Raw genomic sequence first — 26,022 nt, forward strand, 5'->3', positions numbered from 1 at the left:
TTATAAATCAGAAGAGTATGGGAACGGGATTATTTCAACAAAAAATGACAATAAAGCAGATTGCTGTTGTATTGGCAGCCTCTGTTTTGGTAGTTTCCTGCGGATCCTCGAAAAGTGCTTCCGCCAGTAAAAAATCAAATACAAAGAGTGTTGCAAAAGCTGAAAACCTCAGAAAACTGGATTCAAAATTTAACGGAAGTGTATCCAGATCAATCAATGATATTCTGAAAGATGCAGAAAAGTATATCGGAACACCCTATAAATTCGGAGGAAGTACTTCTTCAGGATTTGACTGCTCAGGATTTACCGTAAAAGTATTTGAAGAAAATGATTTTAATCTTCCGAGAAGATCCTCTGATCAGGCCGGCGCCGGAAAAAATATTGATATCAAAGACGTAAAACCCGGGGATCTCTTATTTTTTGCAACAGCCGGAGGAAGCAGAGTCTCTCACGTAGGGATTGTTCATGATATCGGTCCTGATGGAGAAGTGAAATTCATTCATGCTTCTACTTCAAAAGGTGTTATTATTTCATCTCTGAATGAAAAGTACTGGAATAAAGCCTATCTTCATGCTCAAAGAGTGTTGTAAATATTCTATCAATAGAAACGGGCTTTAGCCCGTTCAATAAAATGGCAATCAATCAATTGGCTTTAGCCAAAACTTATATTATCATACTCTTTCACCACCCCGTCAAAAATTCTTTGAATTTTTCACCACCCCTCCGGAGGAGGGGAATTTTTAGATTTCCGTTTGTAATTTTTCTGTAAGCAATCATTGCAATAGCATTGCATCCCAAAACTTAGCAAATTTGCCCAAAACAATTATCATATGGCAGATTTTATCAGATTTTTTATCCCTTTTTACTTCATTATTTTCTTTTTGGTCTCTTTTGTAGGAATTAGCTACAAAGTGGCTCAACAAATTGGTAAAAATCCTAATGTCCTTCCCAAAGATGATTCTGCATACGGATTGGTAGGATTTTATTTTAAGCTGATTTTATTTGCTTTGTTTATGTATACAATACTTCTTTTACTCTTTCCGAAGGACATGTTCTCTGCTTTTAAAATCAATGCTTTGGAATATAATCTCGTTCAATACACAGGGTTGGGTTTAATGATGATGGCCTTGATCTGGGTTGTTATTGCCCAGTTGCAAATGAAAAATTCATGGCGTATCGGGATTGACAGTACAACGAAAACGGATTTGGTAACCCACGGATTATTCAGGTATTCGAGAAACCCCATATTTCTGGGTATGACTATCAGCCTTATAGGATTTTTTCTTGTTTTACCGACTGTAATTGTTTTTTCTTTTCTCCTGATTGGATCTGTTTTGATGCAGATTCAGATCAGGCTTGAAGAAGAGTATCTCTTAAAAGAACATGGCCAAATTTACGTGGCCTACAAAAAGAAGGTGAAGCGCATGTTGGGTCTGTATTAAAAGCATCATGTTAAAACCTGTTTTGCTGAACTTTTTTGTATCTTTGGCCGGTATAATTTTAAATAAGAAACATGTCATTACAACAAACTATTGAAAATATCTGGGACAACAGAGAATTATTGCAGAATGAAGACAGCCAGAAGGCGATCAGAGAAGTTATTTCTTTAGTTGATAAAGGGGAACTTCGTACTGCAGAACCTACAGAAAGCGGATGGCAGGTAAATGAATGGGTGAAAAAAGCTGTGGTAATGTATTTCCCGATCCAGAAAATGGAAACTATTGAAGTAGGTCCGTTTGAATTTCATGACAAAATGCCTTTGAAGAGAGGTTATGCTGAAAAAGGGGTGAGAGTTGTTCCACATGCAGTAGCGAGAGAAGGTGCTTACATTGCTCCGGGAGTAATTATGATGCCGTCTTACGTAAACATTGGTGCTTATGTAGATTCCGGAACAATGGTAGATACTTGGGCTACAGTAGGAAGTTGTGCACAGATCGGTAAAAACGTTCACCTGAGTGGTGGTGTTGGTATCGGTGGGGTATTGGAGCCATTACAGGCAGCTCCCGTAATCATTGAAGATGACTGCTTTATCGGTTCAAGATGTATCGTTGTGGAAGGAGTTCACGTAGAAAAAGAAGCTGTATTGGGTGCTAACGTCGTATTGACCGCCTCTACAAAAATTATCGATGTTACAGGAGATACACCAGTTGAAATCAAAGGAAGAGTTCCTGCACGTTCAGTAGTAATCCCTGGAAGCTATACAAAACAATATCCGGCTGGAGAATATCAGGTTCCATGTGCTTTGATCATTGGTCAGAGAAAAGAATCTACAGACAAGAAAACATCTCTGAATGATGCATTGAGAGATAATAATGTAGCCGTTTAAGATTAATATTTTAATCTAATACCACAATCTTGAAAGAAAAATTTCTTAAAATACTATTAAACCCTAAATATATATTTGGGGTTTATCTTATTATATCCGTTGTTACAGCAATTTCCAAATACCTGAGAGGAGATTATGCGATCAATAACTATCTGATTTTTAAAAATGTATTCTTTAATACCATTCATCAGAAAAACTTATTTATCCATTATCCTGATCTTTATTTTGATCTGAACCATTATGGTGTATTTTTCAGTGCTTTGATTGCGCCGTTTGCCATGATGCCGGATTGGCTGGGAATCTCACTCTGGAATATTGCCAATACTTTCATCTTTATCTACGGAATTTATAAACTGCCGTTTTCAGACAGCAAGAAAGCTATTTTCGGATTGCTTTGTCTTCAGGAATACATTACTGCGGCATTAAGCCTGCAGTTCAATGTGGCGCTGACAGGTCTTTTGTTGTTATCTGCAGTCTATATTTACGAAAGAAAAGAAGTGAAATCTGTAACCGCAATTTTAATAGGAATATTTGTGAAAATCTACGGAATTGTAGGATTAACGCAGTTTTTCTTTATTAAAAACAAAACTAAATTTATTCTTTCAGGAATTGGTATTGCCATATTATTTTTCGTGCTTCCAATGGCTTATTCAAGTCCGCAGTTTGTCATTCAGTGCTACTCGGACTGGTTTCAGTCTATTGTAGAGAAGAATAATGAAAATCAGGTACTCGGAAATATGCAGGATATCTCTTTAATGGGCTTTGTAAGAAGAATTTTGGGAGATGCATCTATTTCAAATCTCGTATTTTTAGCAGGCGGACTACCACTTTTTGCTTTGCCTTACATCAGAATTAAACAGTATAAACACTATGCATTCCAACTGATGATTCTGGCTTCAACATTACTGTTTTTGGTATTGTTCAGTTCCAGTTCAGAATCTCCAACCTATATTATTGCGGTGGTAGGAGTGCTGATCTGGTTTTTCCTTCAGAAAGAAAGAACACCATTGATTATTGGATTGCTGGTCTTTGTCATTATTTTTACCTGTTTCTCCACTTCGGATCTTTTCCCGAAATTTGTAAAAGAGAATTATATCATCAAATATTCATTAAAAGCCGTACCTTGTATTGTAATCTGGTTGAGAGTGACTTATGAACTTCTGACTAAAGATTTTGAGAAAAATTACAGCCTGAATTAATGCATATGAAGAAAATTTCAATTGTAATTCCCGCTTATAACGAAGAAGGAAACGTTGCCATGATCCATCAGAAAATTAAAGAAGTTTTTGATGGTTTAAACAATTATGACTTTGAAATCATATTTGTGAATGATGGCAGCAGAGACAATACTCAACAAAAATTAGAAGAACTTTCCAGTCAATATGATGAAGTGAAATTCATCGAATTTTCCCGTAATTTCGGACACCAGCCGGCTGTAAAGGCAGGTATGGACAATGCCCACGGAAATGCAGTCATTTCTATGGATGGAGATCTTCAGCATCCGCCGGCGCTTATTCCGGAAATGATTAAGAAATGGGAAAAAGGGTATGATGTAGTTTTTACCTTTAGAACGTATCCCAAAGAGATTTCTTTCTTTAAAAGAAAAACATCAGACCTATTTTACAAGCTTTTATCAAGCCTTTCAGATGTTAACTTAACGAAAGGCGGCGGCTCAGATTTCAGACTATTGGATGCAAGTGCTGTTGAAGTCATGAGAAACTTTAATGAAGACGATCTGTTCCTTAGAGGATTAACGAGCTGGATGGGGTTCAAACAAACAGGAATCGACTTTACTGCAGCAGAAAGACTTTCAGGGAAAAGCAGTTACAACCTTAAAAAGATGTTTACCTTTGCTTTTACAGGAATCACAGCTTTCAGCGTAAAACCTCTTTATCTGGCTGCGTATCTGGGCTTTTTATTCTCAGCGCTTTCAGTAATCGGATATGGAGCCTACGTGATCCATTCATTTATTGCCAAAACAGAGATTTCCGGTTGGGCATCTTTGATTATGACCATTGTTTTCTTTGGAGGACTTCAGCTAATCATCCTTGGTATCATGGGAATTTATTTAGGTAAAATATTTAAACAGGTGAAAGACAGACCTAATTATATTATTAAAAACAAAAATTTTTAAAATGGTTTTATTGAGTTTTGACATTGAAGAATTTGATATGCCATTAGAATATAAGGGTGAAATTCCCTTTGAAAAGCAGATTTCAATTTCACAGACAGGATTGGAGAGAATCCTCAATATCCTTAAAAAACATAATGCCAAAGCTACCTTTTTTTCCACGGTAGTTTTTGCAGAAAACAGCAAACCTCTTATTGAAAGGTTGCTACATGAAGGTCATGAGCTGGCCTCTCACACGTGGTTTCATTCAGAATTTGAAGACAAACACCTGAAAGAATCAAGAGAAAGGCTGGAAGAGTTATTTTCGACAAAGGTGACCGGATTAAGAATGCCGAGAATGATGCCTGTAGACGAAAAAGAAGTGGAAAGAGCAGGGTATTCATACAATTCTTCTATCAATCCTACGTTTTTGCCTGGAAGATATAATAATTTAAAAGTATCCAGAACCTATTTCAAAGAAGGAAATGTGACTCAGGTGCCGGCGTCGGTTTCTCCTAATTTCAGGATTCCTTTGTTTTGGTTAAGCTTTCACAATTTCCCTTTGTTTTTCTACAAAAAACTGGCTTCGGATTGTTTGAAAAAAGATCAATATCTGAACATTTATTTCCATCCCTGGGAATTTGCAGAAATTAAAGATGACACCTTTAAACTTCCCGGATTTACGGTAAAAAACTCAGGAAAAGATATGGTGGAAAGATTTGACTCGTTTGTAGGATGGTTGAAAGAAAAAGGACATACATTTGGTACATTTCAGGAATTTCAAAAACAGATCCAACGATGAAGATTGCCTTTGATGCCAAACGGTTTTTCCACAATACATCCGGCCTGGGAAACTATTCGAGAGATCTTGTAAGAATCCTTTCCGAATATGAACCGGAGAATGAATATCTGTTATTGAACAAAAATAAGTCCGGGAGAGGGAAAGATATTCTGGAACGCCCGAATGTTCACTTTATTGAAACCTCAAAAGGAAACTTTTCACGTCAGCTGAAAATGGGTAAAGATGCCCAGAAGCAGGGCGCAGATATTTTTCATGGATTATCAGGTGAACTTCCCTTAAAATGGGATCCAAAACCTATAAAAAAGGTTGTTACCATTCATGATCTGATCTTCGTAAGATATCCGCAGTATTATTCTTTTTTTGACAGGAAAATCCATTTCTGGAAATTCAAAAAAGCAGCTGATACCGCTGATAAAATCATTGCAATTTCGGAACAGACCAAAAGAGATATTATTGAATATTTAAAAGTTCCTGAGTCTAAAATTGAAGTCATTTATCAGGGATGTCATCATGCTTTTAAAGAACAGCAGTCTCCGGAATTGATGGAAGCTGTCAAAGAGAAATTTAAGCTTCCCGAAAGATTTGTACTCAATGTTGGAACCATTGAAGACCGCAAAAACCTTTTTAATGTTGTAAAAGCAATCAGCGGAACGGAAATTCCTCTTGTAGTTGTGGGAAGAAAGACAAAATATTATCAGAAAATAGAACGTTTGCTGAAAAAAAACAAAATGGAGAAGCAGGTGCTTTTCCTGGAAGGCGTTTCTATGGATGAGCTGGCCTGTCTCTATAAACTGGCAGATATTTTTGTCTATCCAAGCTTCTTTGAAGGCTTCGGAATTCCTGTCATTGAAGCACTTTTTTCCAAAACGGTAGTCGTTACAAGCAACACCAGCTGTCTGCCGGAAGCGGGAGGAAAAGACTCTGTATATGTGAACCCAGAAAATGACCTTGATATCCGCGCGAAAATCAAATTTCTATGGCAAAATGAATCTGAGCGAAAACGCCGTGAGGAAAAGGGTTTCGAGTTTGTTCAGAAGTTTAATGACGAACCCATTGCAAAGGAGTTGATGAATTTTTATCAAAAAATTCTTTGAAAAAACTTTGCATTTTAAAAATAAATCCTACATTTGCATCATAATTCAAACAATGAAACCAATATTTTTAGCATTACATCATTATCATCATCATCTCTGCTAGACGGAATTGATTGATATAAGTATGTGCTAAAATCAAAAATAATTAAAACCGTCTGAGTAAATAGGCGGTTTTTTTGTTTCCTGAATTCTCCTCAGAAATTTCAACAGATCAGTTTTTATTTGCTCGGACCCAAAAAAAGGCAAAATGAGTAAATTAAAAATTGCAATTCAAAAAAGCGGCCGGCTATACGAAGAATCTCTTCAGCTTCTCAAAGACTGTGGAATCTTTGTCAACAACGGTAAAGACCAGCTCAAAGTTTCAGTCGATAACTTTCCGATGGAAATCATGTACCTTCGGAACTCAGACATCCCGCAATACCTGGAAGACGGAGTAGTGGATGTAGCCATTCTTGGCGAAAATCTTCTGGTTGAAAAAGGTAAAAACATCAAAACTATCCAGAAGCTTGGTTTTTCAAAATGCCGTGTTTCACTGGCTGTTCCCAAAGAAATAGAAACGGACGACATCTCTTATTTTCAGGGTAAAAAAATTGCTACCTCTTATCCTAACACCCTCAAAAACTTTTTAGAAAACCAGGGAATTGTATCAGATATTCACGTTATTTCGGGTTCTGTAGAAATAGCTCCTAATATTGGTCTGGCGGACGGGATATGTGATATTGTAAGTTCCGGAAGTACTCTATTCAAAAACGGATTAAGAGAAACAGTCACTTTGCTGAAATCGGAAGCTGTGCTGGCTCAAACGCCCTGTCTATCACCTGAAAAAGAAGCCATTCTTGAAAAATTTGTCTTCAGAATCAAAGCTGTTTTAAAAGCAAAAAACTCAAAATATATTCTGATGAATGTTCCCAACGAAAAAATCCAGAAAGTAGCTGATGTTCTTCCTGTTTTAAAGAGTCCTACGGTGATTCCGCTTGCAGAAGAAGGCTGGAGCAGTATTCATTCCGTGATTGATGAAGAACGTTTCTGGGATGTCATTGACGAACTCAAAGAAAATGGGGCACAGGACATTCTAATTATTCCAATTGATAAAATGGTTATTTAAAAAAATCATAATGATAGATGTTGGTTAACACAAAGGCGCAATAAAAATGAAGTTGATACTATTTAAGACGCAAAGATTTTATCTCCGATAAAATTGAATACCATTTTAAGTCACAAAACTATACTCACGCACTTGCTGAAAATCTTAGATTTTCTTGCGCCTTAAAAAAGTAAAGATTTAAAAAACTTGCGCCTTTGCGTTCATAAAAAAATTGAATTATTAAGGTACCAGGCAGCTGAATAAAATAGCTTCAGCTATGATCTTAATGAAAATTAGCAACTTAAAAGAATCTTAATGGTTCAAAAAAAATTAAAAAAGTACAATGAAAATATACAGATATCCCACAAAAGACACCTGGAAAAACCTGGTAAAGCGCCCTGTCTTGGAACAGAAAGAAATTTCAGGTCTGATCACAGAAATATTTGCAGAAGTTGAAAAAAATGGTGATAAAGCTTTAATAGAATTCAACAAAAAGTTTGATAAAGCAGAAACCTCAATCTTAAAAGTTTCTGAAATTGAGATCAAGGAGGCAGAAAATCAGATTCAAGATGAATTAAAGCAAGCCATTCAACAGGCGAAGGAAAATATTTCAACATTTCACGCCTCTCAGAAACAGGAAATTCAAAAAATTGAAACCACAAAAGGAGTGGTTTGCTGGCGGGAAAATCGTGCTGTTGAGAGAGTCGGGATTTATATTCCGGGAGGAACAGCACCTTTATTTTCTACAGTGTTGATGTTGGCGGTTCCTGCAAATCTGGCCGGATGTAAAGAAATAGTTCTTTGTACGCCGCCGGATAAAGATGGCAATATCAATCCTGCAATCCTGTATGCAGCAAAGCTTTGCGGTGTTTCGGAAATCTTTAAAACGGGGGGAGCACAGGCTGTTGCAGCGATGACGTTTGGAACAGAAAGTATTCCTGCCGTGAATAAAATTTTCGGTCCTGGAAACCAGTTTGTCGTAGCGGCCAAAGAATATGCACAACGGTATGGAGTTGCCATTGATATGCCTGCCGGACCGAGTGAAGTTCTTGTGATTGCAGATGAACAGGCTGTTCCTGAATTTTGTTCGGCAGATCTCCTTTCGCAGGCAGAGCACGGAAGCGACAGTCAGGTAGTTTTTATCACTACAGATCTTAAAGTTTTTAATGAAACAATCATTGCTGTTGAGCAGCAAATCAAAGAATTACCAAGAAATGAATTCGCAGGTCAGGCCTTGGAAAACAGTTCTTTTATTTTGATCAATACGCTGGAAGAGGCTCTTGAGTTCAGCAATCTTTATGCTCCTGAACACCTTATTCTGGCCATCAATGATTTTGAAAAATATATACCGGAGGTTCAGAATGCAGGTTCGGTTTTTTTAGGAAACTATTCCTGTGAAAGTGCAGGAGATTATGCCAGCGGAACCAATCACACGCTTCCTACCAATGGTTATGCAAAGAATTACAGCGGCGTGTCGCTGGATAGTTTTGTGAAGAAAATAACATTCCAGCAACTTTCAAAAGAAGGGCTACAGAATTTAGGAAAAACAATAGAACTCATGGCGGAAGCTGAAGGTCTGTTTGCTCACAAAAATGCAGTGTCGATAAGATTGAAATAATTAATTGTTGGAAAACCCAAAGACGCAAGAGATTATAATGAGAAACCTTTTTAAGACGCAAGGATTTTATCTCCGATAAAATTGAATACCAAGTATTTTGATCTCTCACAGATTCTTCAAATGAGGAAGGCAAATATAAAAAATCTGTGAAATTTGTGAAATCTGTGGGAAAAATACTTAATGATCTGAAGATGTTTTCTTCACTATTCTTAATCACTCCATACATCTTAATGGTTTAAAAGTAGTTTTAAATAAACAATACAATGAAAAATAACAGTATCAAAACACTCGTAAGAGAAAATATATTACAATTACAGCCTTATATCAGTTTCAGGGACCATAATGAATTTAATGCTCCTGTCATGCTGGATGCGAATGAAAGTCCGTTCGGGGAATGCAACCGCTACCCGGATTCTACTCAGAAAAAGCTTAAAACCAAGCTTGCAGAGATTAAAAACCTTTCACCTTCACAGATCGCCATAGGAAACGGAAGTGACGAGCTGATAGATCTTATTATTAAAATTTTCTGTGAGCCTAAAAAAGATGCTATTCTGATGATGAATCCGTCTTTCGCGATGTATGGTTTCTATGCGGCCATCAATGAAAATAAAGTTCTGAAACTGGATCTGGATGAAAACTTTGAAATCGTAAAAGATAACTTCTTAAAGATGGCAGATGATTCTTCACTTAAGATTTTCTTTTTATGTTCTCCTAATAACCCTACCGGAAACAGTGTGGATGATATTGAATTTTATCTTCAGAATTTCAACGGCATTGTCGTGGTGGATGAAGCTTATATTGAATTTTCAGGAAAAAAATCAAGTCTGGAGCTGTTGGATCAATATTCCAATTTGATTGTATTGCAGACGTTTTCCAAAGCTTGGGGAATTGCCGGAGCAAGAGTAGGGATGGCTTATGCATCTCAAGAGATTATCAGCTTTATCAATACTGTAAAAGCGCCTTATAATGTGAATGTTCTGAGCCAAGAGTTGATTTTAAAAACGCTGGAGGATAAAAACAGACTTCAGGGAAACGTAAACCGTATTCTGGAAGAGAGAACATGGCTAAAACAGCAGTTTGAAGGAATTCAATGTATTTCCAAAGTCTTTTCAACGGATGCCAATTTTTTCCTGATCAGAATGGATAATGTGGATCGTGTATACGGAAAAATGCTTGAAGAAGAGATTTTAACCAGCAGAAGAGATCCTGCGATTCCCGGATGTATCAGGATTAATGTGGGAAACCGTACTGAAAATGAAAAATTAATTAACCTTTTGAAAGGAATATAAATTATAAACCACTAAGAATAAATAAGATAAAAAGAAAAGTTAAGTTTCATTCATTTTAATGGTTAAAAAAATATAAAAAACATATGAAAAAAGTACTCTTTATAGACCGCGACGGAACGTTAATTATTGAACCGCCTACAGATTTTCAGGTGGATTCTTTGGAAAAGCTTGAGTTTTATCCGGGAGTTTTTCAAAACCTTGCAAAAATTGTCAATGAATTAGATTATGAATTGGTAATGGTAACCAATCAGGATGGGTTGGGAACTGAAAGTTTTCCTGAAGAAGATTTCATAAAACCACACGAAAAAATGTTGCAGGCGTTTGAAAATGAGGGGATTATTTTTAGTGATATTTTAATTGACAGAAGCTTTGAATCTGAAAATCTTCCTACCAGAAAACCAGGAATCGGAATGTTGACAAAATACATTTATGGCAACTATGATCTTGAAAATTCCTATGTAATTGGTGATCGAAGTACTGATATTCAACTTGCTAAAAATCTTGGATCTAAAGCTATTTATCTTAACAAAAACTTCAATGGGGAGGCGGAGCTGTCTGCAACACGATGGTCAGAAATCTATCAGTTCTTAAAATCCGGAATGAGAAAGGCTAAAGTTTCCAGAAAAACCAATGAGACTGATATTGAAATTGAAGTTAATCTTGATGGAAACGGAAAATCAGATATTTCAACCGGGCTTCACTTCTTTGATCACATGCTGGATCAGATTGCCAGACACGGAAATATGGATCTTACGATTAAAGTGAACGGAGATCTTGCCGTAGATGAGCACCACACGATAGAAGATACCGGAATTGTGCTGGGAGAAGCTATTTTAAAAGCCTTAGGAAAGAAAAAAGGTATTGAGCGATATGGTTTCCTGCTTCCGATGGATGACTGTCTTTCTCAGGTGGCTATCGATTTCGGCGGAAGACCGTGGCTGGTGTGGGATGCTCCGTTTAAAAGAGAAAAAATTGGAGACATGCCTGCGGAAATGTTTTTTCACTTCTTTAAATCCTTTACTGATGCTTCAAAATCCAATCTGAATATCAAAGCAGAAGGAGATAACGAACACCACAAAATTGAATCCATTTTTAAGGCCTTTGCAAAAGCCGTTAAAATGGCAGTGAACCAATCGGACGCTAACTACAGTTTACCTTCTACAAAAGGAAGTTTATAAATATGATCGCTATAATAAAATACAACGGAGGGAATGTAAATTCCGTTCAGAATGCCCTCAACAGATTGAATGCCGATTCTGTGATCACCGATGATCCCGAACAGATTTTAAAAGCTGATAAAGTGATCTTTCCGGGTGTAGGAGAAGCTTCATCAACCATGAAACTGCTGAAGGAAAAAGAGCTTGATCTGTTGATTCCTGGTCTTACACAGCCTGTTTTAGGAATATGTCTGGGCATGCAGCTGATGTGCGGGGAAAATGAAGAAGGAGATACCGCAGGAATGGGGATTTTTGATATCAATGTCAGAAAGTTTCCGGCAAAGGATATTGTTCCCCATATGGGCTGGAATACCGTTTCCGGCCAGACTTCGCCACTGTTTTCAGGAATTGAAAAGAGTAGTGATGTGTATTTCGTTCACAGCTATTATTGTGAACTGTCAGACTATACAACATCGGTTTGTGATTATATCCTGCCTTTCAGTGCTTCTTTGCAGAAAGACAATTTCTATGCAGTACAGTTTCACCCGGAAAAATCGGGAATAGTGGGAAATCAGATCGTTAAGAACTTTATAAATTTATAATCATGAAAATAATTCCGGCTATTGATATTATCGACGGGAAATGTGTCCGTTTGTCAAAAGGAGATTACAATACAAAGAAAATATACAATGAAGATCCTGTAGAAGTGGCAAAAGAGTTTGAAAGCTTTGGGGTTCAATACCTTCATTTGGTGGATCTTGACGGGGCGAAATCAAAGCATATTGTCAACCAGAAAGTTCTGGAAAATATTGCCCGTTCTACTTCGCTGCATATCGATTTTGGAGGAGGGCTAAAAACTCAGGAAGATATTGAAACCGCTTTTAATTCCGGGGCAAAGCAGATCACTTTAGGAAGTATTGCCGTTCAGGATCCTGAATTTTGTTTTGGAATGATTGAAAAATATGGAGCGGAAAAAATCATTTTAGGTGCAGATTGTGAAAACAGAAAGATTAAAACATCCGGATGGCTGGAAGAAAGTGCTCATGATATCATTGATTTTATCCTTCAGTATCAGGAAAAAGGAATACAAACAGCCATTTGTACTGATATTGCAAAAGATGGTATGCTGGAAGGTCCCTCAACAGGGCTTTACATTGAGATCTTATATAAAACATCCGTTCAGCTGGTAGCAAGCGGCGGTATTTCAGGCATTGCTGATGTCTACAAGATGAAGGATATCGGCTGTACGGGAACAATCATCGGAAAAGCAATTTATGAGGGAAAAATAAGTTTACAACAACTTCAAAATTTTATTGAAAATGCTTAAGAAAAGAATTATCCCATGTCTGGATATTAAGGATGGAGCTACGGTAAAAGGTGTTAACTTTGAAGATCTTAAAAGCGCCGGAGATCCAGTGGAACTTGCCAAAAAGTATGAACGGGAAGGTGCCGATGAGCTTGTTTTTCTGGATATTACCGCCACAATTGAGGATAGAAAAACATTTGTAGAACTGGTAAAGGAGATCGCAAAAGAATTGAGTATCCCTTTTACAGTAGGAGGCGGGATTTCGTCTGTGGAGGATGTGAGAAAGCTTTTGGAAGCAGGTGCAGACAAGATCAGCATCAATTCTTCAGCCGTAAAAAATCCAGGTCTTATTTCTGATCTGGCCCAAGAATTCGGGAGCCAGTGTGTAGTGGTTGCTATTGATACAAAGCAAGTAGGTGATAAAGATCTGGTGCATATCAAAGGAGGAAGAGAAGCCACTGAACTTTCTACGCTACAATGGGCAAAACAAGCAGAATCTCTTGGAGCAGGCGAAATTCTACTGACTTCTATGGATGGTGACGGCACAAAAAACGGCTTTGATATTAGGATTACAAAGCTGGTTTCAGAAAAGATAAGCATTCCGGTGATTGCTTCCGGTGGCGCTGGTACCATTCAGGATTTTGTTAAAGTATTTAATGAAACAAAAGCTACAGGAGGATTGGCAGCCAGTATTTTTCATTTTAATGAAATAGGGATTCAAGATTTAAAACAACAGTTAAAAACTCAAAAAATTCAAATACGATGAAAATAGATTTTAATAAAGATAATGGCCTTGTGCCTGTGGTTATTCAGGACAGCCGAACATTGCAGGTTTTGATGCTGGGCTACATGAACGAGGAAGCTTTTGAAAAAACACAAGCAGAAGGAATTGTGACCTTTTTCAGCCGTTCCAAAAACAGACTGTGGACAAAAGGTGAGGAATCGGGTAATTTTTTAACCGTAAAAAGTATTGACATCGACTGTGATCAGGATACCATTTTAATTAAAGCCGTTCCGAAGAATGTAGTATGTCATACCGGAAGTTTCAGTTGCTTTGGAGAAAAGAGTCCCAAAGGATTTCTATATGAACTGGAAGAAAAAATCTCTCAGAGAATAGATACGAAGGCTGAAGACTCATATACTTACTCATTATATCAGAGAGGAATCAATAAAATGGCTCAAAAAGTAGGCGAGGAGGCCGTAGAATTGGTTATAGAAGCAAAAGACAATAATGATGATCTCTTTAAAAATGAAGCCGCAGATCTGCTGTATCACTTTTTAATTTTATTGAAAGCCAAAGGATTTTCAATGGAGGAGATTGAAGAGATTCTTAAAAAGAGAGGTCAATAAAGAGATTGTCTCAAAAGTCAAGTAACTTACTGAAGGTCTGTGAACGTAGTTCAACAACGCGGTGAAGAATCCCATATAGTTAGTTATCAATGAGATTCTTCCTTCGTCAGAATGACCAAAGCTAAGTGTTCAGAATGACACTTTTGAGACGCTTCCTTTTTTGTTAAAACAGGGAAAAATCATAAAATCAAATGTATTGTAAGGCATTTTTATACATGACGATTATCAGTTGATATTGATAAAATAAACTATATAAATCTTATTATTGGATTATTTTATTTAAATGTATTTATTGAATTAATTTAAAACTATATCAGAAGAAAGGTTGTTAAAACACCCAAAAATTCAAAGGCGGCGAAAATTGTACTTTTGTTTTTAATTATTCTAAATAACACTTAGTATGAATAAATCTATTTTCTTAATCGGAAGCCTTGTGGCATTTTCTCAAGTCGCTGCCCAGAAAAAAGATTCATTAGAACAGAACAGACTTGATGAAGTGATTGTAACCGCATCAAGATCTCCGGAAATTGTAAAGAAAACAGCTTCTACCGTCAATATCATCAACAAAAAAGAAATTGCAGAGCAATCATTGATTTCTGCAGATCTTAGTAATATCCTGGCTTACAAAGTTCCCGGATTAGCGTTTGGAAATAATCTGGTAAGCAACAGAGGGCAAACATTAAGAGGAAGAAATGTTTTGATTATGGTCGACGGAATTCCACAATCCAGTCCTTTACGTAATAACGACAGAGAAATAAGAAGTATTGATCCTTCGGTCTTGGAAAGAATTGAAGTGGTAAAAGGAGCTACTTCCATTTATGGTAATGGCGCAGAAGGAGGAATCATTAATTATATTACTCAAAAAAGCACTTCTGATAAAATTTTTTCAGGAAAAACGATTTTAGGATTTACCAGCCATGATCTGTTTAATAATAAAATGTTCAAATCAGATGGTGGCGCCGGATACAGGGTTTCACAAAGTTTCTTTGGAAAAGCAGGAAAGTTTGATTATCTGGTGAACGGAACTCTTACTCAAAGCGGCGTTAAAATAGATGGTGAAGGATTGGTTCAGAACCCACGATATGGATTGGGAGAAACTGCCGTCAATAATATCTTTGCGAAAATAGGATATGATTTAAATGACAACAACAGGCTGGAAGTGATGTATAATTACTATTCAAGTCTGCAGGATTCCAAATATATTTTGGATCTTGGAAAATATGGTGAACAGCCTTCTACAGGGAAATTAGGAGACAGAGAAGGAGTAAAAGAAGGAACTAGATATAATCACAACGGATATCTTAAGTATATCAATAAGAATATTTTCCGCAATACAACGCTTAACACTACCTTGTATTTCCAGGACTTTTACACGATTTATGATTACAGGAATGCACCGAGATGGAAAATAGGAGGACAATCTGCCATTTTGGAGAAAAAGTACGGTTTCAGAGCAGATTTTAATACTGAATTTGGAAAAGAAAAGGCATTAAAAGGCTCATTAACTTATGGTTTGGATCTCTTAAATGAAAAAACAAGTCAGCCATTAGTAGATGGAAGGATCTGGGTTCCGGAAATGAATATGCTGGCTGCCGCACCTTTCGTACAGGGAAAGTTATTTCTTACTGATGATCTGACGGTAAAAGCAGGCGTTCGATGGGATAAAATGTCCGTAAAAGTTCCCGATTATACTACTTTACCTTCTAACAAAGATATCCCCTTCAATGTAGAAGGAGGAAGATTAAACTATTCAAATCTGTCCTATAATGTAGGTGTGAGCTATGTAGCATTTGATTTCTTCCAGCCTTTCACTTCTTATTCCAGAGGATTTAATATTTATGATCTGGGCCGTGTGCTGAGAGATGCAAAAAGCAATGTTCTGAGTGAAATCAATACAGATCCTGTGGTTATTGACAATTATGAAATTGGTTTCAACAGTAAGATCGGTCAGTATGTGGATTTTTCAGCCAGTTATTTTTATAATTACTCGAAGTTGGGAGCTGATCTTGTTTCTGTGAATGGTTTCTGGACTCCGCTTCGTGCTCCTCAGTATATTAACGGAGTAGAATTGGCAGTGAATATCTATCCGGCACAGGGATTAACTTTCGGAGCTAATTATACCTATCAGGAAGGAAAAGTAGATGTGAAAAATGACAACAGCTACGAAAAATATTTAAGTGGTTTAAGAATTGCACCCGCAAGGTTGAATTCTTTCATAAAATGGAATGATAAAGCGCAGAAATTACAGCTCGGTGTTTATCACATGTATTCATTCGAAAGAGATCAATTTGAACCTGCTGCTTCAGGAAAGTATGATGAAGGAGAAGGTCCTGTGAAAAGTTTTAACCTGTTCAATGTTCAGGGAAGCTATAAACTGAATAAACTTCTGACCATAGGACTAGGAATCGAAAATGTTTTCAACACTTCATATTTTACACCTACCTCGATGTATACTGCTCGTGATGCAGAATATGTACGAGGAAACGGAAGATATTACACGGTTTCTCTTAATTTTAATTATTAATTTGAATCCTTTTTATAAAAAACTTGCCCTTTTCTATTCAGAAAAGGGTAAGTTTTTTTAGTGAAATTATATTTTATCTTTCAATCATAATATTCTTAACAAGGGTTTCTTCGCCCACTTTCAAAACTCCAATATAGACTCCGTTCTGAAGAGATGAAACATTAACGTTTCTTTCGTTATTGACTTTCAAAAGTGATCTTCCCAAAGAATTGCTGATTTCAAAGCTGAAATCCATCCCCTTAGCATCCGTTAAGTCAATATTAATAACATTATTGGCTGGATTAGGGTAGATCTTTACAGCTTCCAGTGAATTTTTTAAAGTGGGTTTGCTCATGGTAGTGGATGCTGCTGCAAAATGCTGTAAGGCACCCACGGTTGCTTTTCCGATCTTGTATACGTAAACAGGATCCATATTGGTGAAAGTATCTTTAGAGCTGTGAGGGTACGTGCTTCTTATCCTTTCAAAAAATCCGGTAATCACTTCACCTTTCTGTTCGAAAGGAATATAATCCGTATCAGCTGCCGGATCTACGGCAGTCAGAAGAGGAGAGTAGAGTGCTGTACAATTTCTCAGTTGTTGTGTGACCGCTGCAGAAGCAGCATTATTACTGGAAACGCCTCCCTGATCTTCATCACAATATACGGTGGTATTATTATTTCCTTTCACTCCGCCTACCTGATCCAGATTGAAAACCAGCTTGATATCCAGTTTGCGGACACCTCCCTGATATACGACATTGTTCACATAATGGCTGCTTCCTTTTAATCCTTGTTCTTCACCGGAAAAATGAATGAACTTTATAGAATATTCAGTAGGGACATTTCTCAGAATCCTTGCGGCTTCCAGTATAATTGAAGTCCCGCTGCCGTTATCATTCACTCCCGGGCCATAGATGGTATCGAAATGCCCGCAGATAATGACATATTTGTTAGGATAAAGCGTTCCGGTTTTGGTAATAATTAAATTTTTCGAACTGGTACTTCCAAAGGTAAAAGGACTTTCTTCTATCTGACTGGCCGTATAACCGTAAGAAAGGTACTTGTTTTTGATCCAGTTCAGGGTATTGGTATTCGCTACCGAACCTGTTGTTTTTACCCCTAAATTACTAAACTCCTGAAGGTTGGTAGTAATATTCGTTTGGGTAACCAAATCCGCTCTGTCTTTATAAGCCTGAATAAAAGTTTGAGCTGCAATGCTCTGCATCATCAATGCTGAGCATAAAAGTGTTGTGAATTTTTTCATATATAATATTATTTTGGTGACACGAATGTAGTAAATAAATCACAACAAAGTGTTTAATGTGTTAAAATAAAATAATATTTATTATGAATATCATATTAATTATTGTAATTAACTTAAGAATATTATAATGCGGTTCTGACAAAAAAAAGACTCTTGAATAGCTTCAAAAGTCTTTTTATTCGTATTGTATACTGGTTTATCTTTCAATCATCACTTTTCTGACAACCTTTTGATCTCCAATTTTTAAAATTCCGATATAAGCTCCGTTTTCCAGGCCTGAAGCATTAATACTTGTTTCATTGTTTCTCCTGAAAATGGAACGCCCCTGAAAATCTGTGATTTCAAAACTGAAATTTTTAATTCCGGAGTCCGGAAGTTCAATATTGATAACATCTTTGGCTGGATTTGGATAGATTTTCACACTTTCCAACGTATTTTTTCCTATGGTTTCATTCGTTCCCAACGTGCCGGTGGCAACGGCGAAATGCTGCAATGCTCCCACAGAAGCTTTTCCTATCTTGTAAATATAAACAGGATCGGTGTTGGCAAAAGTATCATTCACTGTATGTGGATAGGTACTTCTTATTCTTTCAAAAAAACCTGTGATCACTTCACCTTTTTGTTCAAAAGGAATATAATCCGTATCAGCAGCCGGATCTACGGCAGTCAGAAGAGGAGAGTAGAGCGCTGTACAGTTTCTCAGTTCCTGAGTTACAGCAGCCGAAGCTGCATTGTTTGTTGAAAGTCCGCCCTGATCTTCATCACAGTAAACGGTATTGTTGTTATTTCCCATAACACCGCCTACCTGGTCGAGATTAAAAACAAGTTTAATATCCAAAACACGAACACCACTTTGGTAAGCCACATTGTTGACATAATGTTTGCTTCCCAGAAGTCCTTGCTCTTCCCCGGAAAAATGAATGAATTTTATAGAATATTCAGTCGGAACATCCTTCAGAATCCTTGCGGCTTCAAGAATAATAGAAGTTCCGCTTCCGTTATCATTGATTCCCAGGCCGGTAATACTGTCGAAATGTCCGCAAATGATTACGTATTTATTGGGGTATACCGTTCCTGTTTTGGTAATAACAAGGTTTTTAGAATTATAACTTCCTGCAGTGAAAGGATCTTCTGCTATCTGGCTGGCAGTATATCCGTAAGAAAGATACTTGTTTTTTAGCCATGTCAATGCATTGGCATTAGCTGGTGAACCCGTGGTTTTCACCCCTAGATTAGCAAATTCCTGAAGGTAAGTGGTAATATTGGTTTGATTTACCATATCCGCTCTGTCCTGATAAGCCTGAATGAAACTTTGAGCTCCAATACTTTGCATAGCAACAGAAGCGAATAAAAAAGCAGCGATTTTTTTCATTTGAGGAGAGTAATGCTGAATATTCCAGAATGCAACAGATGCGGAATATCCGTCAGACATTATTGATTAATGATAATTTTTTTTGTGGTATTTCCTTTATCGGTTGTAACAGTAAAAGTATAAACCCCGTTTGTTAACCCTGATGTATTTATTTTTTCCTGATTTTCAAGGTTTAAAACAGTATTTCCTGCCATGTCATTGACTTCAACTTTGAAGTGTTTTACTTTCTCCTGAAATTCCACAGTCACAAGATCTTTTGCAGGATTAGGATAGATCCTGATGGCTTCACCTGATTTTTGCACAGAGCTTTCGTTGGTACTTAACAGGTTACTGGATGTAGAGGCAACAGCAAAATGCTGCAAAGCTCCCACGGCTGCTTTTCCTACGTTGAAAACATAGACGGGATCCAGATTGGCAAAAGTATCACTTACGGTATGCTCATTATTACTTTGGATGGTTTCATAAAACCCGGTAATGGTATATCCTTTTGCTTCAAAAGGCATATAATCTGAGCTGTAAGCGTAAGAAAGATTCGTCTGAAGAGGTGAGTAAAGAGTAGTGCAGTTCATCAGTTCCTGCGTTACAACTGTAGAAGCTGCATTATTGGAAGACACCCCACCGGTATCCCGTTCGCAGGTAATAGTATTGTTGTTATTTCCAAGAAGACCACCCACCTGGTCAATATTTAAAACCAGTTTTATATCCAGAACCTGACTGCCATTTTGGTAAGCTACGTTATTGACATAATGGTTGCTGCCTACAAGACCTTGTTCTTCCCCGGAAAAATGAATAAATTTGATAGAATATTCTGTGGGAACATTTTTCAATATTCTGGCTGCTTCCAGAATAATGGAAGTTCCGCTTCCGTTGTCACTCACTCCAGGACCTACAATCGTATCATAATGTCCGCAGATAATAACATATTTGTTGGGGTATACTGTTCCTGTCTTGGTAATAATTAAATTTTTTGAAGTGCTGCTTCCGTAGGTAAAACTATCTTCAGACATATTATTGACAGTATATCCGTAGGAAAGGTATTTATTTTTAAGCCAGTTTAAAGCGTTATTGTTAGCTGTTGTACCTGTTTTTTTAATCCCAAATCCCGCAAATTCCTGAAGGTTTGTACTAATATTGGTTTGGGTAACCATATCTGCTCTGTCCTTATAAGCCTGAATAAAACTTTGTCCACTCATATTCTGAAGTGCAATTGAACTGAGCAAAAGAGCCGCAACTTTTTTCATTTTTAATACTTTCTTTAGAGATTGCTAATATAACAATTAATCATTATTTATTGTTGATTATTAAGTGAAATGTTGCTTATTTGCTTAATTTATTAACAATAATATGTGTTTTTATTAAATTTATCATTAATTTAGATTAAAATTCGCTAAATATATAAAATTTAAGTAAATTTTTCTTTTTTATTAAATATATTCAATGATAAATTCATGTTTTATCACTGCAGCTTAATAGAAAATACTGTTGATATTGCAATTACACCAGGATTCGACTCGTGATAAAAGATGAAAAAGTATATAACAAAAAAATCCCGGGAAAACCCGGGACTTATATTGATAACAAAATCTATTCTACATTATTTTACTTGATCTACAACAGCTTTGAAAGCTTCAGGGTGATTCATTGCTAAATCTGCTAAAACTTTTCTGTTAAGTTCGATGTTGTTCTTTTTAAGAGCTCCCATAAATTGAGAGTAAGACATTCCGTGCTCTCTGGTTCCCGCGTTGATACGAGTGATCCAAAGTGCTCTGAAATTTCTCTTTTTCTCTTTTCTACCACGGTAAGCATATTGCATTGCTTTTTCTACCGCGTTTTTAGCTACAGTCCAAACGTTCTTTCTTCTTCCGAAATAACCTTTAGCGTGCTTAAAAATTTTCTTTCTGCGAGCTCTTGAAGCTACGGCATTTACTGATCTTGGCATAATTTAAATTGTTTTTTTGAAAAGGGCGGCAGTGTTATTGCTCTTGTTGGCACCGTTTCAGGGTTAAAATTGTGAATTTGTTTGAATTCTTATAAACCGAATATAGATTTATAAAAACTACTTAATTGCTAATTGACGTTGAACGCTTTTCTCATCCACTTTAGCTACGTAAGAAGTAGACGTAAGATTTCTCTTCTGCTTAGTTTCTTTCTTAGTTAAGATGTGGCTTTTGTAAGCGTTTTTTCTTTTGATCTTACCTGTTCCGGTAAGAGCAAAACGTTTCTTAGCACCTGATTTCGTTTTTAATTTTGGCATTGTTTTGCTTTTTTATTGTTTTTGTTATCAATATCTGTTTTGGCTACTCCTAAAGACATTAGGAATAATAGTGTGCAAAATTACGAAAAAAAAGTGATACACGAAAGGAATTTTTAATGTATATCAACAGGAAGGTCTTTTGGGTTGAATTATAAAGGCAAACCCATATCAATACGGGCTTGCCTTCAATGCTATACGTTCATAAAAACGTAATGATGTTCTTATTCTTATTATGATTTAAAAAACTCCAGAAGATCTCTGTTGATGGTTTCAGCCTCTGTAGTTGGCATTCCGTGTGGAAACCCGGGATAGGAAATCAGTTTTCCGTTTTTAAGAAGGGTAGCAGCAACCTTGCCAGTGGTTTCAAAAGGTACAATCTGATCATCTTCGCCATGCATTACCAATACAGGAACATCTACACTTTTAAGATCTTCAGTGAAATCTGTCTCAGAGAATGCTTTCACACAATCATAATGTGCTTTGATAGAACCACTCATTCCCTGTCTCCACCAGTTTCTCTGGATTCCTTCTGAAACTTTGGCTCCTTCTCTGTTGTATCCATAAAAAGGGAAGGTAATATCAATAAAGAATTGTTGTCTGTGTTTCGCCGTATTATTTCGGATATCATCAAAAACAGAGATGGGAACTCCATTAGGATTGTTTTCATTCTGAACCATAATAGGAGTTACTGCACTTACCAGAACAGCTTTTGCCACTCTTCCGTTACCATGTTTTGCGACATAGCGGATCACTTCACCGCCTCCTGTAGAATGTCCCACATGAATCACATCTTTTAAGTCCAGCGCTTCAACAATTTCTGCCACATCAGAAGCATAAGTATCCATATCATGTCCGTAAGGAGTCTGTCCGGATCTTCCGTGGCCTCTTCTGTCATGAGCAATTACTCTATAACCCTGTTCCAGAAAGAAGAACATTTGGGCATCCCAGTCATCACTTGATAATGGCCATCCGTGGTGAAAGAAAACCGGCTGTCCTTTCCCCCAATCTTTGTAATAAATTTCTGTACCGTCTTTTAATGTAAGTGTGCTCATTGTTTCTTTTTTTAATATTAATAAATAGTGTGTTTGATTTTTATAATCACAAATGTAGATAGAAAATCTTCAGAATACCTTGATCTAAGATAATAATTGATTAAAAATTTGTTAACAATAGTAATGTATTGTCAACACTCTTCAAAGAGCAAATGGATTGAAAATCTTTTTGTTACAAAGAAAAACATTCAAAAAAGTAAGGCAGCATACAATATACCTGATAATAGGGATTGCAGTATTTGACGGTTCTCTCTAATATTGACGATGAATATGAAACATACAATTCAGGCAGGTTTGATCATTTCTATGTTCAGTCGAATCTGCTGAACTTATTGTTAACCTGTAAATTTAAACCCTTATGCTTTCATCTGCAGACTTACACCTGGAAAGAGCTTTATTTTTTGCTGTCTTAATTATATTTTTTGGAGCAGGATTCCTGTGCACGCTGATTACTTTCATTATCAATTTTATACAAAAGAAAAATAAAAAAGCCGTGTATTATCTTCTTATATTTCTTATTTCCGGCCTTATCGGAGTAGTCTTAACTGCATTTTATTGTTACATGATCCTGTTTGAACAGGCCGAAACCTACAGGCCATAAAGAAGATGCGATGCATTATAATATGAAACAGACTAAACTAAAAACCACTGATATCAGGGATGTTTTTATACCGTCTCTATTTTTATCTTTGACCTAAAAATCTAATAAAGATAAAACGGTTAAATCTCTCCGGATAAACAATAATTAATAACTTTTATAGCTTTCTTTTTCACACCCGATTCAACGATAAATTCTTATTTCGAATAAACACTAAAAAACTATGGGTAAAAACACTAGCCAGATACAATGGAGTGAGGAAGAAGCTGTAAAAGTAATATTGCTGCGTATATTTGTAATTTGCAGCTGCTCGGGAGGCAACCTTAGGTAACAGGGAATGCTGTGATGCTTTCCGATATGTTAAAATTGAATGAATGGCACACCGGATTTATTTATACAATTACGATCAAAAAACAAATCAGACATTCGATACCTATCTGGGCGAGTGGAATTATGAAATTCCATTATTGCTGTATCCTCTGCTGGCAGAAGATATCAAAGTGGAAGGTGTTGAATTTTTCTCCGATAAAAACCAGGGAATTGTTCAGCTGCGTTATTTTTTCAATCTGCTGGCAGATACTTATCAGCTGCATTACAAGAAGGCTTATTACGAACCCGTTAATAAAATGTTCGAGTTTCTGGAAGCTTTACCTTATGACTCTTTTGTATTGAATGCAACAGATGTTTTCAATATGAACGAAGAAGAACATACGGTACAGGCAAAGGAATGGCTGGTAGAAATTCAGCAGAAAAGCAAGCTGTATAAAAAGGCTGTTAAAGCCCGGAATCTTTCGCTGCTGGATTCCTTGTTCTCACAGACAGGATATTCCTCATTTCTTGAAATTTTACAAACCGACTGGATTAATTACGGATTGGGATACTTTGAAGAGCTTGCCTATAAAAAAGCGGCATCTTCTGTATTTGAAGAGAACGGGAAATTCGGTCTTAAAGATGCAAAAGGTGCTGTTTTAGCTCCTGCGGTTTATGACGATATTTTTGAAGCAGATGATTACTACAATATATCGGTAATTCAAAAAGGGGCTTTGTTCGGTTACCTGCAAAGTGACGGAAAAGAATGGATTTCTCCGGTGTATGAAGATGCTTTTGACGTATTCGATTTTGGGCAGGAACCTTTAGGCGAAGTAAAAGTGAATGGAAAATCAGGGATTTTAAAAATCTATTCAAATACCTGGATGGTTCCTGCGGAATACAATGCCATTGAAAGAACAGCCTATGGATTCTTTGGGGTAGAAAAAGACGGCAAATTCGGAGTTTATAGCGATGAAAACGGACTGGTTATTCCTGTTGAAAGCGAAAACCCTTATGAATATGATTATTTCCCTGAATTATTTTTTGCCAGGCAAAAAGGTACCGGCAAACGAAAATATTATACAAAAGAAGGAAACTACCTCGGAGACTTTTTAGAAGGCAGCATCTCAAAAGCAAGTACCTGTTTCTGGGTCAAGCCGAACAAATTTGACAAGAAAGGCAGATTGATTGATGAAAGAGGCCGCCTCATTATAGACGAAGCAGATCAGCTGATCATAATCGATAATTTTGAAACTCTTGCTGTTCGCAAAGACAAAAACTGGAAGATCTATCATGTTGTAAAACACCAGTTTCTGCTGGAAAATGAATATGTTAGTAAAGTAAAAGCAGAATCCAATAGATATAGAAATAATGTCTTTATCCTGGAAACCAACGTAGGATCAGGACTTTTTGATGCAGGCAATGGAAATTGGTTAATCACTCCCCAGCCGGAAATTAAGCAGATTCACTATCTGGAAAATGGATTTTTATCGGTTCAAAAGAATGAAGGGTATCAATTGTTCGATTTTGAAAATGGTCTGTCAGCCCAATTGTATGACTATATTTCCAATCCTTTGAATTATAGAACGGAAGAAGGCTTGTTGTTTTTGTATCAGGGTGAAAATATGTTCAGGATGCATGAAGACAGAAGCATTCGCCGGGTAGAGGCTTCCGAATATGGTGCCGTTTATCTGGACCGGTATTCATTCCGGGGAAAAGATCTGGAATACTTTACTTCCTTTTATAACCGTTGGAAAAGCCGGAAAGGTAAGAACCCCGAACAATTCATGGAGGTTGGAACGATTAAAAAAATGGCTTTTGACGAAAAGGAAAACCAGAATTACCACGAAGCACTTCGTCTTTTTGAGTTATCTGCTCAAAAGGGTGACATGGATAGCCTGGTAGAAATAGGGCTACTGCTTACGGATCCTGAAATAGAATCATTATTTGATCCGCAAAGAGGCATTGCATATTATGAAAAAGCAGCACAACGAAACCATCCTGTAGCCTGGAACAATCTCGGGGCTTTATACCACAACGGAATAGGGTATTCTTTTAATATCAAAAAAGCAATTGAGGCCTATGAAAAGAGTGCTGAGCTTGGTGACGAAATGGCTCTTGTCAACCTGGGTGATCTCTATTATTTTGGACAACACGTGAAGCAGGATTACAGTAAAGCTTTGGATTTTTATCAGAAAGCTGAGAAAAAATACGCCTACAATTACGATAAAATCTCAGAAATATATTACCAGTTAAGAGACTATAAAAACCTTTTGGTGTACTTAAAAAAAGACTATGATCAATCTTATTCCGGGATTTATTACGGCATTATCTACGAGCACGGTATGGGAGTAAAAACGGACCTGAAGAAAGCCATTAAGTATTATGAGCAGGCCAATATTTACAGTGCCTACGAATATGCAACTCAACGTTTGATGTATTATTATGGTGAAGATCCGGCCTTTAAAAATGAAAAGAAATACCTGAAGTGGAGTGCTTTTGCTGAAAAGCATGGTTTCGAAACAGATTAGCAG

The 26,022-nt window shown here is 36.8% G+C and carries 23 protein-coding genes; 17 read left to right on the top strand and 6 right to left on the bottom strand.

Annotated elements, in window-relative coordinates:
- Positions 1 to 44 precede the first annotated feature (44 nt).
- The 16 genes from V0410_RS03285 (at position 45) to V0410_RS03360 (ending at position 16,660) form a co-directional block, all read left to right on the top strand.
- Positions 45 to 590 carry a C40 family peptidase gene (locus V0410_RS03285; protein ID WP_330746296.1) on the top strand — a complete coding sequence of 182 codons (546 nt, stop codon included), beginning with the start codon at positions 45 to 47 and terminating at the stop codon, positions 588 to 590.
- A gap of 240 nt (positions 591 to 830) precedes the next feature.
- Positions 831 to 1,442: a methyltransferase family protein gene (locus V0410_RS03290; protein WP_330746297.1), complete on the top strand. Its 612-nt coding sequence runs from the start codon at positions 831 to 833 to the stop codon at positions 1,440 to 1,442.
- Between the two features lie 71 nt (positions 1,443 to 1,513).
- On the top strand, positions 1,514 to 2,326 hold the full coding sequence (locus tag V0410_RS03295; protein WP_330746298.1) for a 2,3,4,5-tetrahydropyridine-2,6-dicarboxylate N-succinyltransferase: 813 nt from the start codon (positions 1,514 to 1,516) through the stop codon (positions 2,324 to 2,326).
- A 29-nt stretch (positions 2,327 to 2,355) separates the two neighbouring features.
- On the top strand, positions 2,356 to 3,525 hold the full coding sequence (locus V0410_RS03300) for a glycosyltransferase family 87 protein (RefSeq protein WP_330746299.1): 1,170 nt from the start codon (positions 2,356 to 2,358) through the stop codon (positions 3,523 to 3,525).
- Positions 3,526 to 3,530: 5 nt separating this feature from the next.
- Positions 3,531 to 4,460: a glycosyltransferase family 2 protein gene (locus tag V0410_RS03305; RefSeq protein WP_330746300.1), complete on the top strand. Its 930-nt coding sequence runs from the start codon at positions 3,531 to 3,533 to the stop codon at positions 4,458 to 4,460.
- A 1-nt stretch (position 4,461) separates the two neighbouring features.
- Complete coding sequence (locus V0410_RS03310) at positions 4,462 to 5,238, top strand: polysaccharide deacetylase family protein (protein ID WP_330746301.1); 777 nt, start codon at positions 4,462 to 4,464, stop codon at positions 5,236 to 5,238.
- Positions 5,235 to 6,332: a glycosyltransferase family 4 protein gene (locus tag V0410_RS03315; RefSeq protein WP_330746302.1), complete on the top strand. Its 1,098-nt coding sequence runs from the start codon at positions 5,235 to 5,237 to the stop codon at positions 6,330 to 6,332. Before V0410_RS03310 ends, V0410_RS03315 begins: the two co-directional genes overlap by 4 nt.
- A 247-nt stretch (positions 6,333 to 6,579) precedes the next feature.
- A complete protein-coding gene (hisG, locus tag V0410_RS03320; RefSeq protein ID WP_330746303.1) occupies positions 6,580 to 7,437 on the top strand; it encodes an ATP phosphoribosyltransferase in 858 nt (285 codons plus the stop codon).
- 322 nt (positions 7,438 to 7,759) lie between these two features.
- Positions 7,760 to 9,034: a histidinol dehydrogenase gene (hisD, locus tag V0410_RS03325; RefSeq protein WP_330746304.1), complete on the top strand. Its 1,275-nt coding sequence runs from the start codon at positions 7,760 to 7,762 to the stop codon at positions 9,032 to 9,034.
- A gap of 263 nt (positions 9,035 to 9,297) precedes the next feature.
- Positions 9,298 to 10,323 carry a histidinol-phosphate transaminase gene (gene hisC / locus V0410_RS03330; protein ID WP_330746305.1) on the top strand — a complete coding sequence of 342 codons (1,026 nt, stop codon included), beginning with the start codon at positions 9,298 to 9,300 and terminating at the stop codon, positions 10,321 to 10,323.
- An 83-nt stretch (positions 10,324 to 10,406) separates the two neighbouring features.
- Positions 10,407 to 11,501: a bifunctional histidinol-phosphatase/imidazoleglycerol-phosphate dehydratase HisB gene (gene hisB / locus V0410_RS03335; RefSeq protein WP_330746306.1), complete on the top strand. Its 1,095-nt coding sequence runs from the start codon at positions 10,407 to 10,409 to the stop codon at positions 11,499 to 11,501.
- 2 nt (positions 11,502 to 11,503) lie between these two features.
- The gene (gene hisH / locus V0410_RS03340) at positions 11,504 to 12,082 is read left to right on the top strand and encodes an imidazole glycerol phosphate synthase subunit HisH (RefSeq protein WP_330746307.1); all 579 of its coding nucleotides are present in this window, start codon (positions 11,504 to 11,506) and stop codon (positions 12,080 to 12,082) included.
- A 2-nt stretch (positions 12,083 to 12,084) separates the two neighbouring features.
- Positions 12,085 to 12,807, top strand: coding sequence for a 1-(5-phosphoribosyl)-5-[(5-phosphoribosylamino)methylideneamino]imidazole-4-carboxamide isomerase (hisA, locus tag V0410_RS03345; protein ID WP_330746308.1), 723 nt, complete (start codon positions 12,085 to 12,087; stop codon positions 12,805 to 12,807).
- A complete protein-coding gene (gene hisF, locus V0410_RS03350; protein WP_330746309.1) occupies positions 12,800 to 13,552 on the top strand; it encodes an imidazole glycerol phosphate synthase subunit HisF in 753 nt (250 codons plus the stop codon). Before hisA ends, hisF begins: the two co-directional genes overlap by 8 nt.
- Positions 13,549 to 14,136 (top strand): bifunctional phosphoribosyl-AMP cyclohydrolase/phosphoribosyl-ATP diphosphatase HisIE, encoded by a 588-nt coding sequence (gene hisIE / locus V0410_RS03355; protein ID WP_330746310.1) that lies wholly within the window; start codon positions 13,549 to 13,551, stop codon positions 14,134 to 14,136. The genes hisF and hisIE overlap by 4 nt, the downstream gene beginning before the upstream one ends.
- A gap of 400 nt (positions 14,137 to 14,536) precedes the next feature.
- Complete coding sequence (locus V0410_RS03360) at positions 14,537 to 16,660, top strand: TonB-dependent receptor (protein ID WP_330746311.1); 2,124 nt, start codon at positions 14,537 to 14,539, stop codon at positions 16,658 to 16,660.
- 73 nt (positions 16,661 to 16,733) lie between these two features.
- Here the strand turns inward: V0410_RS03360 and V0410_RS03365 are convergent, their stop codons facing one another.
- The 6 genes from V0410_RS03365 to V0410_RS03390 all read right to left on the bottom strand — a co-directional run bounded on the left by V0410_RS03365 (position 16,734) and on the right by V0410_RS03390 (position 22,581).
- Positions 16,734 to 17,903, bottom strand: coding sequence for a M28 family peptidase (locus V0410_RS03365; protein WP_330746312.1), 1,170 nt, complete (start codon positions 17,901 to 17,903; stop codon positions 16,734 to 16,736).
- A gap of 196 nt (positions 17,904 to 18,099) precedes the next feature.
- Positions 18,100 to 19,335 (bottom strand): M28 family peptidase, encoded by a 1,236-nt coding sequence (locus V0410_RS03370; protein WP_330746313.1) that lies wholly within the window; start codon positions 19,333 to 19,335, stop codon positions 18,100 to 18,102.
- Positions 19,335 to 20,516, bottom strand: coding sequence for a M28 family peptidase (locus V0410_RS03375; RefSeq protein WP_330746314.1), 1,182 nt, complete (start codon positions 20,514 to 20,516; stop codon positions 19,335 to 19,337). Before V0410_RS03375 ends, V0410_RS03370 begins: the two co-directional genes overlap by 1 nt.
- 353 nt (positions 20,517 to 20,869) lie before the next feature.
- Positions 20,870 to 21,214 carry a 50S ribosomal protein L20 gene (gene rplT, locus V0410_RS03380; RefSeq protein ID WP_002979659.1) on the bottom strand — a complete coding sequence of 115 codons (345 nt, stop codon included), beginning with the start codon at positions 21,212 to 21,214 and terminating at the stop codon, positions 20,870 to 20,872.
- A 117-nt stretch (positions 21,215 to 21,331) separates the two neighbouring features.
- Positions 21,332 to 21,529, bottom strand: a complete 198-nt coding sequence (gene rpmI, locus V0410_RS03385) for a 50S ribosomal protein L35 (RefSeq protein ID WP_034694453.1) — start codon at positions 21,527 to 21,529, stop codon at positions 21,332 to 21,334.
- Positions 21,530 to 21,759: 230 nt separating this feature from the next.
- A complete protein-coding gene (locus V0410_RS03390; protein WP_330746315.1) occupies positions 21,760 to 22,581 on the bottom strand; it encodes an alpha/beta fold hydrolase in 822 nt (273 codons plus the stop codon).
- Positions 22,582 to 23,553: 972 nt separating this feature from the next.
- Between V0410_RS03390 and V0410_RS03395 the strand changes: the two genes are divergently transcribed.
- Positions 23,554 to 26,019 (top strand): tetratricopeptide repeat protein, encoded by a 2,466-nt coding sequence (locus V0410_RS03395; RefSeq protein WP_330746316.1) that lies wholly within the window; start codon positions 23,554 to 23,556, stop codon positions 26,017 to 26,019.
- Positions 26,020 to 26,022 lie beyond the last annotated feature (3 nt).

It is taken from the genome of Chryseobacterium sp. CP-77 (assembly GCF_036362765.1).
Taxonomy (GTDB): domain Bacteria; phylum Bacteroidota; class Bacteroidia; order Flavobacteriales; family Weeksellaceae; genus Chryseobacterium; species Chryseobacterium cupriresistens.